The sequence below is a fragment of the Daejeonella sp. genome, assembly GCF_037719425.1.
GTDB lineage: Bacteria > Bacteroidota > Bacteroidia > Sphingobacteriales > Sphingobacteriaceae > Daejeonella.
Map to the genome: position 1 here is coordinate 1 of NZ_JBBJNI010000092.1, position 16394 is coordinate 16394.

Consider the following 16394-nt stretch of genomic DNA (forward strand, 5'->3'; position numbering starts at 1 on the left):
TTGCTGAAAACCATTTCCATAACAGTTCTTTTGCACTTTGATGGCTGTAGAAGTCAAAAAAATGCTCCGGCTGCATTGGGCTACCGTGCGATAGAATTTTCGGCGATGTCTCCATTTTTCAAAGCAATGGAGCCTATTCAATAGAAGGGACCGGAAAATAGTATAGGGCCGGAAACCCACCTGTCTGATGTAACGTGGCTCTGGTAAAGCCGCCAACTATCGTTGGTCCCCACAAAAGACATAAGCGGGCGCCGGCCCTATAATATAAATATAGGGGTCGGACGCTTCACTTACACTTGCGGGGCAAAATTTACCAGATTTCGTTGCAAGGCTCGTAAAATGTAACTTAAGTTGCTAAAAGCTACATATTTAAAATATTGGTTTTCTAAACATTTTTAATACGTACAGCTAAGATAATAAAAATTTAGAATTTCTAATGAAAACTTTAGTTAAAATATAGATATATTCATATTTTATATTCCTGGAGCATACTGATGTAAATTCATTTCAAAAATTACGTTGAAAGAGAAATTTACATATACGAAGCTGGGCGTATTCTTAGCTAAAAAGTCGGTCAATAGAGCAGAGATATCGAGGAAGACCGGATTAAGCGAAGCACGTTTAAGTCTTCTTTCAGGCAAAAATACTTCAAAACCCCGTGCTGATGAAATATATCTAATAGCTTTAGCAATAGATGTTGACCCAGCAGAAATTTTGAATTACCTTTTCAATGAACTAAAGCTAAAAGAATAGTTATCAGACATTCATCTTGATTTCAGGCTGGAGTCGTCGTGGTGGAATAATTCATCATATGATTACGAAAAATATTCAACCTTAATTCGGTAGAATCCATAAGCTAGATATATCGAAACATAGTCCGTTTCCGTCTTATCAACAGGCATTGCGTCTATTAATTCATCAAGCTTTTTAATTGTAGCTGTCACTTTTTGGCACATGGAGGCGCTTTTTTTTACCAGGAACCAGTTCTGCCACTCTGTCCCAGGTTTTGGGCTTTTCCTGATCATTTGCAAATAATATTTTACTGAAGAATTGTGGAGACCTCATTCGTGATAGTCTTTGGAGCTGTATTGAATGAAATTTGGTCAAAAATCATGCAAAATATTGCTAGTAATTTTTTAACTTTGTTACGGAGGCAAATGTTATGGCAAAATTAGAAGAATTGAAAAGTCACCTTAGGAAAGGATCTATCTATAAGAGAGATGAGCTACAGAAGTGGTCGAAGTCAATAGACAGACATCTTTCTGAACTTACAGGGGAAGGCACTTTGAAGAAGGTTGGTCCGGGTCTATATCATTTTCCAAAGAAAAATGCATTCGGTTTTGAACCTCCGGCAGACGAGTTGCTCATCAGAAAATTTTTAGACGATAGCAGTTTTCTGCTCACTTCCTTTAATTCCTTTAACGCGCTGGGGCTTGGAACTACCCAGATGTACAATAAACAGATTGTTTACAATCATTTGCGCAGCGGAGATATCCGATTGGGTAATAAATTGTTCAGTTTTAGAAAAAGATCGGCCTTTCCCGATAAGCCAACTAAGGAGTTTTTGGTAGTTGACCTTATTAATAATTTGGAGTCGCTTGCCGAGGATCAGCCTAAAGTACTTGAAAAGGCTTTGAAAAAAGCGACGAGTATGGACCAGCGTTCCTTAGAATATGCGGGCGAGAAATATGGTACCCCCAGGACTAGAAGATTACTGGCCACACTCTAATCAACTGTTTAACCGATATAAGCAGCATGTTTCTACATCACCGAAAGGACTTCAAAAATCTGATAAGCACACTCTCGGCTGAGACAGGTATAATTGAAGCTCTAGTTGAAAAGGATTACTGGATAATGCATGTACTTCATGGTTTAAATAGCCTCGGCCTCGAATTTGAACTTAAAGGCGGCACCTCACTTTCAAAGGGGTTTAAAATCATTGACCGATTTTCAGAAGATATAGACCTGCATATCACTCCGCCAATGGCGTTTGTTGACCAGACCGGGATTAAAGTCAATGAAAACCCTAAATCCGCTAGCAAAAGTATCGTTGCAAACAGGATGCGATTCTTTGATTGGCTGGCTGATAACATTATTATCGATGGTATTGAGGCAGAACGTGACACTGACTTTGACGATAAGGACGGGAGGAACGGTGGCATCAGATTGAAATACAATGGGTTTTTTGGATCGGTTCCTGGAATTAAGGATGGCATTTTACTTGAGGTTGGATTTGCAAAGGTTACCCCGAACGAAAAGATTGATATCAGTTCATGGATGTATGATAAGGCAACGGAAGTGAATCTGTCTGTTGCCGATAATAGAGCAAAGGGCATTGCCTGTTACCATCCCGGTTATACGCTTGTTGAAAAACTCCAGACAATCGTGACCAAGTTCCGCCTGGAACAGGGCGCGGATGTCGGCGGGCCGAAAGTCAACTTTATGCGACAGTATTATGACGTTTTTAGGCTTTTGCAGCGAGATAATATTCAAGAGTTTATAACAACCCAGGAATATCTGGATCATAAATACTACTGGTTTCCCGAAGTCGATCTTGACATGCCTCTGGCAAAGAAGGAGGCCTTCTTGCTGACAGATGAAAAGATAAGGGAAGATTTTAGAAATCGATATACAGGAACCTCTGGACTTTATTATCTGGGACAGCCTGATTTCGATGAATTGTTGTTATTTATCCAGGCGAATCTGGGAAAATTATAGTTGGTTGCTAAATGGACTAACTTTTCCTAAAGAAATCCTAAAAAGGACTAACTACTTCCGTAGCTAGTCCTCCACTAATAATTGGTTATTGATAAGTTCCGTCTTCAAGTGAGCTTGGGATCATGTTCTCATCGCTTGGTGCTTCGCTACCCTGAAGGTCGAAACGGGCGGTACACTGCCCGGATTCAACGCAGGTGTAATCTACTCCCTGCGTGTAATTATCCGGTATATCTGTCCATACACCACTAATCTTTGCATGAAGATCGCCAACAACGGCTGGTTTAAATGCACTTCCTGTAAAAGCAAGGGTTAAACCCAGGATCAATGCCAGGACACTGAAATTAATTTTTAACGTTTTCATTTTTTGATGTTTTAAATGTTTGCCTACTCTGTTCCAGGTTTTCGGCTTTTCCTGATCATTTGCAAATAATATTTTAATTCAGTTGCTGGTTAACTCACCTCGATTGGTTTCCAGAATTACTCCTGTGGCTGCCAGCACGATAAATATCAGATTAAACACAAAGTGTTGTTCCCAGGATAATGAGCCAATCACTCCACCACAGGAGCAGGGTATGTAATCGAAATAGTTGAACTTAATCAGACCAATGTAAATCGTAAAGGAGATCAGCAAGCACAGACTTAGAAAAGTCCCATATAACCTGGATTTACCGAAGAGAAGTAACGCTGCTGTGAACAGTTCAATTAAAGGAACTCCCCACACAAGAATCTCTTCAAGCCAAGAAGGAAGAGCCTGATTCAACATCTCACGGCGGCTGGTTTGATAGTCCGATAATTTGCTAACCGCAGCATAGGTCCAAAGTAATATTAATAAGGAATTAATACTCGTCAGACTTATTTGAAAGAATTTACCATTCATACGGTAAATGTACTAGTGCCGTTAGGCCATTATTTGTCCTGCGGAAGATTAATTAAAAATTTCTTTAAAGCAGGGGAGTAATTTATCGAAATCCCCTTGTTACGCAGATGACTAAGCATCCGCTTAACAGTCCGTTCACTGCAGTCAAAACTTAATGCGATTTGTGATAAAGAGAGAAGCCTCCCTTTGGATGCCAGCTCTACCAGGTAGGCCAGTCTTTGTTCATATTTAACATAATCCATTTTCCGCCGGGTCATAATCAGGAGTTGCGGAAATGAAATTGAGGACTAAAAGCTAACTTGTCTAATCCGTTAGGTTTTAAATTAGTCTTAAATGTTATTGCATTTGTCCCCGCATTAATCAGTACCGTCTTTAGGAGGCTTGCGTTTTCCGAATCTGAAAAAAGTTCCCAACCTTTTAACGATATTCCTGATCCCAAAAGTGTTAATGCCTGTACCGTATTTGGATTTGGGAAGAAGATCAAAAACAGAGATCTCTAAAATATCTGCGATTTCATATATACGGCTAATCGTAAGCTCCGTCTCTCCGCGTTCGATCTTCGAATATGCAGCTTGTGAAATACTTAAGTCAAAGGCCATCGCTTCCTGGCTAATACCTTTCCGTTGGCGCTGTCTCCGTATTTCATCTACTATTGTAATGTCTTTCATAGGATAATTAATTAAAATTAATATAAGCAGTGGTACTAATTTACAACTTCAGGTTGTCGCTTGTATCCCTGCATAATCAGATTTTAGACTTAATTCTTAATCATGAGAAGAAACCTAATTTATGTGTTATGAGATGCATGTCTGATGAGGAACTGGATCAAATGCCTGGCGCGGCAAGCGACTGCTTGACTTCTATCGCCCTAACGGCTTCCGTGGGAGGGCTGTTTGGAGGTGTAGGTGCAATCGTTGGTGCTGCAGCTGCGGCTACCGGTCCAAACTGCCTTTCCTGGTGGTAAAATAAGGGGTCAGCTAATGACCCCTTATTACATGATCATCGCCCATAAATCAGGATACAAAAGTAGGGTTGCTATCAAACCCCCAGCACCTCCCCCCAGGTGAACGCTAAAATCAACCCTACCGTGGTTAAATTTCCGGGTGTATATAACCAGTACACTAACTGGATTGGGTTAACCGGAATATCCGCGACGACGTCAAGCCTCCTATTGCCTATGTTCATGGAGAACTCTTTGGTGTCGGCGGCGTAACCACTGCAACTGATAACCCCAGAGGTACCCGAAGCATGTCAGCAGAAAATCGCGCAAAAGGCAAAGGGCAATGGAATACATACGATTTAGTGTGCGTTGACGGTGTTATCAAGCTCTCGGTAAATGGCAAGTTTGTGAACGGGATCAGCAAATCGACACAAAAGAAAGGATATATCTGCCTCGAAGCTGAGGGTGCCGAGATCGAGTTTCGCAATTTTAAACTGATTGAGCTCGCACCGGGCATTACTTCCGCCGAACAGGCTGCCGCATTGCTTCCTTAATAACCTTCTGCTGACTTTTCCTTCCGATTTCATAAATCTGGATGGTACAGGCTTTGCATTTAAATCAATAGGTATCTAACTGATAATGATTACTTATGATTTATTTAAAACACCAAAGCCATGTTCGATATATATCTCTCAGAAACCGGCCACAGTGGCTTGTTCTCAGCTAACACACTACTGGGAGCAGTAGGGAGCCTTTCTTTCCGGTATAGCGGCCCTCACAGCCTGGTAGTTACTTCACTTGAAGTAGAACATAGTATTAATCTAAGGCCTATAGCTTACGAACTCCTTGATTCCCTCCACCGCTACGCGTACGATAACGACTGCTCACTTAGCTTCCGCTGTCCTAAAGCTAAGGCGATAAATGACCAGCAAATCGCACAGGAATTAATGCAACTATCTCTGCGTCAGGGTGCGGCTGCGTAATTGGAGGAGGTTTTTATCAACAGAATGGAGGTTATTAACATTCGGTTGGTTGGTTGTCCGTTGTTAGTTGGTTAGGCAAAGCGTCTAGTCCACCCGACACAACCAACAACGAACCAACCAGCACATCTGTCAGATTACCCCCTCACAATTGTCCTTTTCCACCCTGCCTGCTCCCGGCCACAAGTTCTACATTTAGTTATTCAATAACTTAAACAAGACGATCATGGATTCAGTAAGCACGTACCTTAACTTCCAGGAAACTACGGAAGAGGCATTTAATTTTTACAAATCGATATTTGGCGGTGAGTTTACCACCGATATCATGCGCATGGGCGATGCGCCGGCTCAGGCTTGGTGACGACACGGCTTTTGCTCCAGAGATTATCGAGTTCCCTGGTCTTTCAAAATCAGTTCCCTGGCTTTTTCTAGTAGCTCATCTCTGCCTGATTTAATTCCAATTAAGGTTGGCTTGATGGGGACGTCTATTTTAACACCTAACCGTTGAGTCTCTGTACCATCCGGATAATATATTCCTATACCCGATATCTTGGTTTGAATCCCTCCTGGTAGTGTGATTGACGAAACATTGCCGTCAGCTCCAGCTGTTGTACTGCCGATAACGACAACATTGGGAGCACTCTGGAAAGCCATTGTAGTATACTCTGCACTGCTTTGGGTCTGTTCATTTACAATAACAACGACTTTTCCCGTATAAGCTTCACTCAGCCCCCCTCCATTTCTAAGAGAAGTGCCAAATTTAATCAGCCCAGGCTTCCCGGCATCTCCTACAGTAAATTTGACAAAAGGGGTGGATTTCGATTTAATATATTGCCCAAATGTAAACGGCATAAACTCTGTCGGATAACATCGCATATCCACGATAATCCCCTTAGTTGAACTAAACAATTTCTTGATTGCTGGTAAATCCTGGTTTTTGTATTGTGCAGGAAATAAATATCCGATATTATCTTCCAAAAGATAATAGCCGGGTTTACCGGGATTAGGGATGTAGTCGATAGTACTGTTCACCGCCTTTATATCGATAGATGGTAATGAAAGTTTCATTATTTTCGCATCCCTGATAATATCAAGGTGAAATTCAGCGTCATTAGTTCGAAGTAAGTCGTTTGCCAGATCCCGAAGCTGAGTTGGATAATTTGACGCGGGAGTATGGGGCAGATATTCTTTTATCAGGTCCTCCACCGTCCTGCCGTTTATACCCGAAATGACATCGCCTATCATTACTTTCTCCCTGATCTTAAGGGTGTCGGAGTAAAACGCAGTTACAGTAAGTTTATCTTCAATGAATTTTGCCTGGAATGGCAAACGTGATTTACCTTTAATTTCGTGAAGATATTTATTGCCCCAAATACCAGCATGAGTATCGTGTATACGCGCAATTAATTCCAGCGCTGCAAACGTATAACTGCGTTGATCTTTAGCATCAATAAATATTGGAAGAAACTCGGAAAGTATGGTATTCCAATCCTCCCCAATAAGATGTTTATAAGGGAAATAATACTGGATCATGTTCCAATACCGGTACAGGGCCAGGATCCTGAACCCAACATCCGGAGCAATCATTGAAGCATAGGCATCCTCATTTTTAAATTTTGGATTTCCTGCTCCGCCCTCGAATGTAATAAAATAATGATCCCCCCGTCGTTCAGCCTTCTCTACCTCCAATAATTTTTTACTTAGAGCATAGCCAAGGAGTTCATGGTCTTCAACCCACTTAAGATCTGGTCTTAATTTAATATCAGTTTCTTTAATTTCCTTTTCTTTTCCTGCAGGCCTGAGTTTACCTAAAGCATTAATAGCCGAAAGTATATGGTCATTGCGCTCTTCTTTAGTTTTACTATTGATCACTCCCGGAAGGATTCTGAAAAGCTCATAATCCCAGTTAACATTTCCAGCAGCGACTTCGGGATGATAATATTTTAAAAATCCCCAAATCTTGCCAAGTACGGTCAGGTCTTCTATGGTGTTTTTTCGGCTATTAGAGAGTACAATTCCTGAGCCTTTATCAAATGTGTGATCAAGAGACGCCTTAAAAACCTTAGCTTCTTTAAGCGGAGTCCAGAAAAGCTCTCTCCCATCAATCTTCAGATCAAGGTTGTCAACCCAAACCTGGCCTGTGCCAGTGTGTAAAGCAGCAACGTAAATGGTCGTAGCTTCCGCAGGTAAGGGTAATTTAACACTGTACCTGGTCCAGTCAATTGTCCCCTGAATTTTACGCTGCTGCATATTGTCAAACTGCAGCGTTCCTTCCTTGCCATCAATGCGAAGCATCAAACCGGCCTGACCGTTCTGTACGTCCTTTAGCTTCAAATAACCGGTAAGTTCTATTTCTTTACCCTGATATTGCGCAGGGATAGAGACGGCTGGGGAGCCAAACTGGCCATTTTCCCATTCACCGGCTGGTTGGATTAGCAGTGAATATCTGCCGGAATACTTTTGGATTGAATCAGGGGTAATTTTGTACCCCTTTCCCCATTGAAACCATCCTGTGGGATATGCTTTGCTCTTATCAATCCCTTCTATCCCTAAATTATAGTCGACCGGAGTCAGGTTAGTTTGGCAATAAGATATTTGAGAGGACCATAAAAATACGGTAATGATTAACAGCGACAGATACTTCATTTAATGTTCCCGGCTTAGGTTTAGACATATAAGGTAGGGAATTTTTTTATCCGGCGCATACATGCCAGTAAATTAAAACGAATCATTTCCCGGATCAGGGTTCTCCCAGTCCGCATCTTCGGACTCTTCTTTCTTAGTTAAACCACTTCCGGGCCCCTGATGGTAAGGAGCCTTCGGGTCGTTGAGCTCACTGCTCGGTTTTGATCCCGGGCCGGTGTACTGGCTCACGTCAAGCCCGCGTTCATCATCGGTAGGCTGGCCGCCAACATAACCAACTGTTTCTTCGGGATGACCGGTCTTTTTTGCCTGAGAAAGCTCCGGATCGTCATTGGAAACTTCTTTCTGCGCTTTCTTCTCCTCTTTTTTTAATGTTTTGGCGTCATTTGCACTTTTGTTTTGTTCGTGAAACTCGCCTCTGGTATGGTTTTCAAAAGTCATGATCGTAGATTTTAATCGTACAATTAAAAGGGTTTTCAGCAACCATTTGTTTCGATTATTTTTCTTTAGAAACCTACAATGACCGGGTAAATAAAAACCACCTGTACTGGTAGATGGGTGGTTTTATTAGAATATTTCGAAGTCTGAAAAAATTGCTTGCGCCTGTCCCAGATTAAACTTTCAGCACCCGTTCAAATTTAATAAGTGATGGTTCCCGTTCCGGTGTATTCGTAACTTGTGGAATTATTAACAGAATACAGTAATCTCACGCTTCCCGTTGCGTTTGCAAACCTACCTGTCCCCCCAGAAAAAATATAATCCTGATAAACAAAGCCCGTTGCTGTATCAATTCCTGTACCGAGAAACGTATAATAAAGTTCGTCGCCGTTTGCTGCCGTTCCAACACCAACAACGGGTGAAATAATTTGGCCGGTAGCTCCATCTATACAAAAACTGGTGGTCTGCTCCTGGCGTCCGAGGTGTGACGAATGGCCTGTTCCAACTGATTGAAATTTAAATGTGCCAGTGCCGCATCCGTTAGGAATGTATGAAATTGTTCCCGAGCCTGAACTTGTTAGTGGCCGGGAAACTTGTGTGCCATTGATATTTTTCGAAGTGCTCATTTGCAGAACTACGCCTTGTGCAGTTTTAAGCAGGAGCGCTTTGTTAGTAATTTCTGAATAAACTTTAAGCGTAAGATCCGATTCTGCCGGACTGAAAGAATCCTGTTTCTTCTGACACGCAGATAAAAATAACAGGGCGAGTGCAAAAATTTTAATCCTTTTCATGATTTAATCGGTTTTTAAGCGTTAACTAAAGATAAATAAATTTGATTCGAATTAAGCAATTTTTAAAACACTCATATCGCTCATATTCATGCAGTCTAACAATAAAAATCATCTCTTTGTGGAAGCCCAGAAACACAATTTTGCAAGAGCCTTCAGCGAAGTTAAAGACGGTCGAAAGATCAGCCATTGGATGTGGTTTATATTTCCCCAGCTTGCTGGTTTAGGCTCCAGTGAGATGGCCCGAAAATATGCCATTCATGATATTTCTGATGCCACGGCGTACCTTGGGGACCCCATTCTGGGTGAAAGACTTGTAAGCATATCCAGGGCATTGCTGGCTCATGGAGATAAGACAGCTTTTGAGATCTTCGGATCGCCTGACGATATGAAGTTGAGGTCGTCTATGACACTATTTAACCTAGTGCCAGACACTGACTCGGTTTTTCAGGACGTTCTCAATTTGTTTTATGATGGTGAACAAGATTCGCGGACATTGGCCTTACTTAATCAGGAATTCTAGTTCCCGAAAAATAAAATTTAAGCAACCATGCTTACCCTTTTATAATAAAGATGAGAAATCCGGCTGCCCGAACGCTTCAAGTAGTGTAAATATTACTGGCAATTAATTGATTTTTAGCGAATTCTAACCAAATTAGCTGCCGTTTGATTATATTAGAGCGACAACCTTTATATAATTATTTCGTATTAACATTGATGGCTTGGGGTTTAGGGAATAGGCTGGTGTTTTTTGCACTTTTATGGAGCATGTTAGCAACTTATGCCCCGGCCTTTTCGCAAAATAGCGATGCAGATAGTCTCAAGACTGAGTTACTTAATAGCCCTCCTGACACTAATCGGATAAAATTATTAACAACCTTAGCATTTCATTATAGGGTAATTGATCGGCAAGCGGCCCTAAACTATCGCTCACAAGCCTGGGCTTTGTCGGAAAAACTTAATTTTAACAAAGGTAAAGGCTGGTGCTATTACCTGGAAGGCGTAGATCTAACCTACCAGAACAAATTTTCACATGCAATCAATGCAGAGGCTAAAGCAATTAATGTAGGTAAGCAGATTGGTGACTACGATCTGGTTAGCAGAGGTTATAATGTGATTGGGATCAATTATCTCAGGTTGGAGGATGACAGCATTGCGATGAGTGCGTTTGCTACGGCTCTGCGCTATATAAATAAATCAAAAGACCAAACGATTAAACCGGCTTTGCTCCTCAATATTGGAAAACTTTACTCTAAGCTGAAAAAGTATCCGGAGGCTTTAGCCTATTTCGATCAGTCGCGAAAGATCTATTCGCGTTGGAATGATTTTTCGGGCCTATCTCTCAACTATATCGAAATCGGGAATATTTACCTGGCTTTAAAGCAGTATGATAATGCAATAAAAATCGGGCATACATCATTGCATGCCGCCCGGCAGGCTGGCTATATTCGGACGAAGATCAATGCGCTCATTCTATTGGGTTCCTCCTATCTCGCTACCAATAACCTGATTAAAGCAAGAAGCCATTTTGAGGAGGCAGCTGATAGTGTGACTCTGACAAATTTGCATGATGAAAAGTTTCGGATTTTTAATGGCTTTGCTGTCCTGGCAGAAAAAGAAGGCAATTATAAAGAAGGATTCTTATACAAAAGAAGAGCTACGATTTTGTCGGATTCTTTATTTAATGCAAACCGCTCGAAACTGATTCTGGAGTACCAGGATAAATTTAAAACAGAGGCCAAAGACACAGAAAATAAATTATTACGCGAACAGCAAAAAGTTGTGCAGAGCCGTTTCCGGCAGCGAAACCTGGTGCTTTACCTTGCCTTTTCAATTTTGGCGGGTTTTGCTGTCTTTTCGTCGATCCTGCTTTGGGGTAACAGACACATTAAGAGAACAGAAGGACCAAATTGAACGGCAGAAGGAAAGTGTAGAACAGCTGAACCAAATAAAAGACAAATTATTTTCCCTTATTGCCCACGATCTGCGAAGCCCGTTTTCATCTATGAAAAGCATGATGGATATGTACGACGAAGGTTCAATTTCAAAGGAGGACCTTGATTTTTTCTTTAAAGAGATACGCAGAGATATTGGCTTTAACAGCCTCCTCCTTGATAATCTTCTTATTTGGGCCAAAAGTCGATTACACGGTTTTAATATCGAACCCAAGCCCTTGTCGGTGGAAAGAATTGCCAACAACATCTTGTACCATTTCAAGAAGCAGCTGGAAAATAAGGGGATATCTATTGTTAAAGAAATTTCCGAAGGGTCAACAGCTCACGCCGATTACGAGATGATAAATACCGTTTTCCGTAATCTCATTGGCAATGCAATAAAGTTTACGCCTAAGAAAGGGACAATTAAAATATTATGCAATTCAGATAATGAGGATCTTCAAATTGTGATTTCCGATTCCGGGATAGGCATATCGGAGGAGAACAAAGATAAGATCTTTCAGGATATTTTCTTTACGACGCAGGGCTTAAATAAAGAAAAGGGCACGGGTTTGGGTTTGCAGATATGTAAAGAGTTCGTTGAAAAAAATAATGGGGTGATTTGGGTCGAAAGCACTATTGGTGAAGGAGCTTCGTTTTGCTTTACCTTACCAAAAAGCATCATGATTCCCGAGATAGTAGCTGATGACAACGAGGACGTGCACGAGCCTTTAAAAATTAAAATTCAGGATGATATAAGGGAAAATATTTCACTTCAAATAAAATATGATCGTTATGAATTACTATCAAAAGCGAGCCTTGAAACCCTTTGGGACTCAGATCTTTCTGGCAGGGAGATCAGCTGGAGTGAAGCGCTTCATACCAATTTTGGCTATCCTGAAGAGCGCACCGGTATAGAGTGGTGGGACGAAAAAATACATCCTGAAGATTTCATAGAGGTGAAACGGTCCGTTCGCACGGCGTTGCAGGAAAGGCGGGACAGCTGGGAATCTGAATATCGTTTCCGTTGTGCTGACGGTTTGTACAAACACGTTTATAACAGGGGCTTGATCCTATATGACGATGAAGGAAAGCCATACCGGTTAATGGGCATCATGCAAAATGTAGATGCACAAAAAAATGCCGTTAAAGAAAAACAACGCCTTTCATTAGTAGCTACGAGTGTTAATAATATGGTGGTTATTACTGATGCCGGGAATAAAGTGATTTGGGTAAATGATGCCTTTGTGAAGCACACTAAATACTCCCTTTCTGATGTAATCGGCGAACAACCACAAGACGTTTTGTCGGGATCCGACACCAGCCATCTCGTGTTAAAAGAAATGATAGAGGGGCTTAAGAAAAAGGATTTCTCTGTAGAGCTTATAAATTATACGAAAAGCGGAGAAGCGTATTGGGTACAAATAGATACGACACAATATACTGATCCAATAACCAACAAGTCCGGCTATGTCTCTATCCAGACAGTTATTACAGAAAAGAAGGAGAACGAGCGGATCATATCTAGTCAAAATAAAACATTACGGCAAATTGCCCGCATCTGTTCGCACGATGTGCAGACACCATTATATTCCATTCTGAGTTTAATTAAGAGGCTAAACGACGGTACCACGAGCCAGGAGGATTTCCTGGAAGCGGTAACCTGGTTAGAAATGAGTGCAGAGAAACTGGATTCACTCATCTATGAAATACACAATCAAATTTCTAAAATAGAAAGCGAATCGGTCTGACGCAATGAAACGAATAACTTACTCTTTGGCTTTACTACTGTCGCTGATGCTTCTGGCCTCAACCAGCTCTGCCCAAAAGGCGCTGATAGATAGCTTGAAAAACGTGCTCAGAAACAGCCCGCTGGATACAAACAGAGTCAAGACACTTAATAACCTGGCTTTCGTTTTACGGATTTCCGATCTTGCTGCAACTGAGCAATACAGGAAAGAAGCCCAGGCATTGTCAACCCAGTTGAAGTATGCCAGTGGGATAGCATGGGCTTATTACCTTGAAGGTGTAATCTATACCTATCAGAATAAGCTGATGAGATCAATTAATTCATTAACAGTCGCCCTCGATCTGGCTACAAAAGCTAAAGATTACGAGCTGGTAGTACGTATTCATAATGGAATTGGATTGAACAATTTGCGGCTTGAGGATGATTACAATGCGATGAAGGCCTTTGAAAATGGATTGGTGGCTATCAGACTGGCTGCTGACAAAGGCTTTGAGGCGGCGCTACTGCACAACATCGCTTCCCTCTACGTTAAAAATAAGCGATTTGATGAGGCTATTAAACGCCTCAAGCAATCCATTGCGTTAAACTTAAAGAATTATAGTGAAACCGGGCTGGCCTTGAATTATAAAGAAATGGGGCTGGCATATTCGGGTATCGGGGACTATCAGACTGCTCTTGACTATGGAAATAAGGCGCTTGACTTATCGAAAGAAACGGATTTTATCCTGAATGAAATAAATAGCCTGAGCCTTCTGGGAATGGTTTATTTGAAGCTCGGAAGGCCTTCCATCGCCAAATCCTATTTTGACGAAGCCCATACCAAAGCTATGCCTAATAATCCGCAACGGGAAAAGTTGCTTATCTATACCGGGTATGCTGATTATTACAGTGTTCTAGGAAACTTTAAACAAGCACTGAAGTACCAGAATCTTTATCAGCTTGTTTACGATAGCTTGTATACCGGCAGGCGTTCAAAATTGATACTTGAGTATCAGGAAAAATTTAAGGCACAGCAAAAGGAAGCGGAAAACAAAGGCCTGCGTATAGAGCAAACAAGTACCGAAAATCAGATAAAACAAAGAAACCAGGTACTTATGACCATCTCAGGTCTCCTGGTTGTATTCGTAATCTTCTCAGTCCTGATATTTTGGGGCACTGCGAGAATAAAGGGAGCTAATAAATTACTGGTCGAACAGAAGAACGAGATTGAAATTCGGAAAAACAATGTTGATCATCTTAACTCAATCAAGGATAAGCTTTTCTCCGTTATCGCCCATGACCTCCGGACACCCTTCTCATCGTTGAAAAGCATGATGGACATGTATGATGAAGGGGCGATCTCAAAGAATGATGTAAGTTATTTTTTTAAAGAAATACGCAGAGATATAGGTTCCAATACACTTTTACTTGACAACTTGCTTATATGGGCAAAGAGCCAGCTTGGCGGTTTTAAGGTTGAGGAAAAAGTACTCGCCATGGAAAAAGTTGTTGATGAAATTGTATCTCATCATACGCCCATCCTGGAGAGTAAACAGCTGAAAGTTATCAACCGATTGGACGATTTCTGTATAGTACTTGCGGATTATGAGATGACGAAAACCATTGTCCGTAACCTGATAGGGAACGCTATGAAATTCACTCCACCGTCGGGAAATATTGTAGTTGCATATGTCAAGGTTGAGGGCTACATTCAAATCTCGGTGACTGACAGCGGTATAGGGATGTCGGAAGAAACGAAAGGCATGCTCTTCCTCGATTCCTTTTTTACCACTCAGGGTCTTAACAAAGAAAAAGGCACTGGTTTGGGCCTGCAGATCTGCAAAGAATTTGTCGAAAAGAATAATGGAAAAATTTGGGTAGAAAGTGAAGTGAATAAGGGAAGTTCATTTTGGTTTTCATTACCTGAAAGCAAAAAGGGAATTGAGTATTCAGCAAACGCCCCTGATATGGAAGGAAATGAGAAAGAGACATTAAGTGGACGGATTAATTTAGCAAGACTACAAAATACTTACGACCGGTATGAACTTTGGTTGAAAGCTAGCAACGATACGATATGGGATTGGGATTTTACTACTGGGGTAGTAATATGGAACGAGGCTCTCCAAAGTAATTTCGGGTATGCTTTAGAGAAGACACCTATTGGATGGTGGTCGGAACGGGTACATCCTGACGATCTGGACACTGTCGTGGAAGAAATGGACTCTGCCATTCATAATAATGAACTTAACTTCCAATTGGAATATAATTTCAGGTGTGCCGACGACTCTTATAAATATGTATACGACCGGGGTGTAATCTTGTACGAGGATGGCAAAGCTACACGGGCATTAGGAGTAATACACAATATGGAGAGTGATAAGAATGCCGTCCGCGAAATTAAACGGTTGTCGGTTGTAGCCACCCATGTGAATAATCTGGTAGTAATTACCGATGGCGAAGGGGAGATTGTTTGGGTCAACCGTGCTTTCGAAAGTTTAACCGGGTATAAATTATCTGAGATTGTCACAAAAGATTTGCACGGGCTTCTTTTCGGACCCGCTACTTCTCCGGATGCCATTGAATTAGTTACCAAAAGCGTAAGTGAAAAGCAAGGTTTCGAAGTCGAGTTGATAAATTATGGCAAGTCGGGAGAACCTTACTGGGTTCATGTAAATTCCACCCCTTATAATGATCCCGTTAGCGGCCAGATAGGTTTTATTTCTATCCACACCATTGTATCCGATCGAAAAACGAACGAAAAGCAAATGATCGATCAAAATGAAGCTTTAAGAGAGATCGCCCGCATCACTTCGCATGAAGTACGCAGCCCGCTGTCATCGATTCTCGGCCTTGTTAATATAATGAAAGGCGATCTGGATGTTTCGGAACGCGAGGAGTGTATCAGTCTGCTAGAAGAGAGCGCCAAACAGCTTGACACCCTGATACATCGCATTAACAACCACCTCATCGAAATTGATAAGCAGGAATATGAGGATGCCTGATGAGCCCATTGTTGGGGGGCGCAGTTTATCCGACCAGTCTGTCAACTGTCAACCACTAGTGTCCGGTAAAAGATTTCACTTTTCGACCCCGAAGGTGGTCGCATATGTATAGTAATAGAAATTTCCGCCAAATCGACCCCGAAGGTGGTCGCATGTGACAATTTCATACACATACGACCACCTTCGGGGTCGGGAAACCGGATACACATAATTACTATAAACATGCGACCACCTACGGGGTCAGCCTTGGTTCAATTTTTATATGGGGGGCTTGCTTTTAAAAAATTAGCAAATAACCTCCAGAGGAAAGCATAAGAACATGTTTTGTCGAGTTTTAAGTTTTTA

Annotated in this window: 18 protein-coding genes; 11 read left to right on the top strand and 7 right to left on the bottom strand. The window is 41.6% G+C overall.

Features of this window, described 5'->3' with window-relative positions; genetic code table 11:
* Nucleotides 1-519: 519 nt before the first annotated feature.
* Complete coding sequence (locus WKF69_RS12515) at nt 520-753, top strand: helix-turn-helix transcriptional regulator (RefSeq protein WP_340382323.1); 234 nt, start codon at nt 520-522, stop codon at nt 751-753.
* 174 nt (nt 754-927) lie between these two features.
* Here the strand turns inward: WKF69_RS12515 and WKF69_RS12520 are convergent, their stop codons facing one another.
* Nucleotides 928-1065 (bottom strand): hypothetical protein, encoded by a 138-nt coding sequence (locus WKF69_RS12520; protein ID WP_340382325.1) that lies wholly within the window; start codon nt 1063-1065, stop codon nt 928-930.
* A gap of 97 nt (nt 1066-1162) precedes the next feature.
* Between WKF69_RS12520 and WKF69_RS12525 the strand changes: the two genes are divergently transcribed.
* A complete protein-coding gene (locus WKF69_RS12525; protein WP_340382327.1) occupies nt 1163-1729 on the top strand; it encodes a hypothetical protein in 567 nt (188 codons plus the stop codon).
* 26 nt (nt 1730-1755) lie between these two features.
* Entirely contained in the window at nt 1756-2718 is a 963-nt protein-coding gene (locus WKF69_RS12530) for a nucleotidyl transferase AbiEii/AbiGii toxin family protein (RefSeq protein WP_340382329.1), read from the top strand.
* A gap of 85 nt (nt 2719-2803) precedes the next feature.
* On the opposite strand, the gene WKF69_RS12535 is transcribed toward WKF69_RS12530, so the two are convergent.
* The 3 genes from WKF69_RS12535 to WKF69_RS12545 all read right to left on the bottom strand — a co-directional run bounded on the left by WKF69_RS12535 (nt 2804) and on the right by WKF69_RS12545 (nt 4263).
* Entirely contained in the window at nt 2804-3079 is a 276-nt protein-coding gene (locus WKF69_RS12535) for a hypothetical protein (protein WP_340382331.1), read from the bottom strand.
* A 78-nt stretch (nt 3080-3157) separates the two neighbouring features.
* Nucleotides 3158-3595, bottom strand: coding sequence for a MauE/DoxX family redox-associated membrane protein (locus WKF69_RS12540; RefSeq protein ID WP_340382333.1), 438 nt, complete (start codon nt 3593-3595; stop codon nt 3158-3160).
* 356 nt (nt 3596-3951) lie between these two features.
* Nucleotides 3952-4263: a helix-turn-helix transcriptional regulator gene (locus tag WKF69_RS12545; protein WP_340382336.1), complete on the bottom strand. Its 312-nt coding sequence runs from the start codon at nt 4261-4263 to the stop codon at nt 3952-3954.
* Nucleotides 4264-4391: 128 nt separating this feature from the next.
* On the opposite strand from WKF69_RS12545, the gene WKF69_RS12550 reads away from it, so the two are divergent.
* From WKF69_RS12550 to WKF69_RS12565, 4 genes are all read left to right on the top strand, one after another.
* Complete coding sequence (locus WKF69_RS12550; RefSeq protein ID WP_340382338.1) at nt 4392-4559, top strand: hypothetical protein; 168 nt, start codon at nt 4392-4394, stop codon at nt 4557-4559.
* Between the two features lie 206 nt (nt 4560-4765).
* Nucleotides 4766-5089, top strand: a complete 324-nt coding sequence (locus WKF69_RS12555; RefSeq protein WP_340382359.1) for a DUF1080 domain-containing protein — start codon at nt 4766-4768, stop codon at nt 5087-5089.
* Between the two features lie 120 nt (nt 5090-5209).
* Nucleotides 5210-5518 carry a hypothetical protein gene (locus tag WKF69_RS12560; protein WP_340382340.1) on the top strand — a complete coding sequence of 103 codons (309 nt, stop codon included), beginning with the start codon at nt 5210-5212 and terminating at the stop codon, nt 5516-5518.
* A 223-nt stretch (nt 5519-5741) separates the two neighbouring features.
* A complete protein-coding gene (locus tag WKF69_RS12565) occupies nt 5742-5876 on the top strand; it encodes a hypothetical protein (RefSeq protein ID WP_340382342.1) in 135 nt (44 codons plus the stop codon).
* Nucleotides 5877-5899: 23 nt separating this feature from the next.
* On the opposite strand, the gene WKF69_RS12570 is transcribed toward WKF69_RS12565, so the two are convergent.
* The 3 genes from WKF69_RS12570 to WKF69_RS12580 form a co-directional block, all read right to left on the bottom strand.
* Nucleotides 5900-8161, bottom strand: a complete 2262-nt coding sequence (locus WKF69_RS12570; protein ID WP_340382344.1) for a S41 family peptidase — start codon at nt 8159-8161, stop codon at nt 5900-5902.
* A 72-nt stretch (nt 8162-8233) separates the two neighbouring features.
* Complete coding sequence (locus tag WKF69_RS12575) at nt 8234-8599, bottom strand: hypothetical protein (protein WP_340382346.1); 366 nt, start codon at nt 8597-8599, stop codon at nt 8234-8236.
* Nucleotides 8600-8796: 197 nt separating this feature from the next.
* The gene (locus WKF69_RS12580) at nt 8797-9387 is read right to left on the bottom strand and encodes a hypothetical protein (protein ID WP_340382348.1); all 591 of its coding nucleotides are present in this window, start codon (nt 9385-9387) and stop codon (nt 8797-8799) included.
* 88 nt (nt 9388-9475) lie between these two features.
* Between WKF69_RS12580 and WKF69_RS12585 the strand changes: the two genes are divergently transcribed.
* From WKF69_RS12585 to WKF69_RS12600, 4 genes are all read left to right on the top strand, one after another.
* The gene (locus WKF69_RS12585) at nt 9476-9907 is read left to right on the top strand and encodes a DUF1810 domain-containing protein (RefSeq protein WP_340382350.1); all 432 of its coding nucleotides are present in this window, start codon (nt 9476-9478) and stop codon (nt 9905-9907) included.
* Between the two features lie 194 nt (nt 9908-10101).
* Nucleotides 10102-11298: a tetratricopeptide repeat protein gene (locus WKF69_RS12590; RefSeq protein WP_340382353.1), complete on the top strand. Its 1197-nt coding sequence runs from the start codon at nt 10102-10104 to the stop codon at nt 11296-11298.
* Nucleotides 11231-13069, top strand: a complete 1839-nt coding sequence (locus WKF69_RS12595) for an ATP-binding protein (protein ID WP_340382355.1) — start codon at nt 11231-11233, stop codon at nt 13067-13069. The genes WKF69_RS12590 and WKF69_RS12595 overlap by 68 nt, the downstream gene beginning before the upstream one ends.
* Nucleotides 13070-13073: 4 nt before the next feature.
* Nucleotides 13074-16049: an ATP-binding protein gene (locus WKF69_RS12600; RefSeq protein WP_340382357.1), complete on the top strand. Its 2976-nt coding sequence runs from the start codon at nt 13074-13076 to the stop codon at nt 16047-16049.
* Nucleotides 16050-16394: the final 345 nt, after the last annotated feature.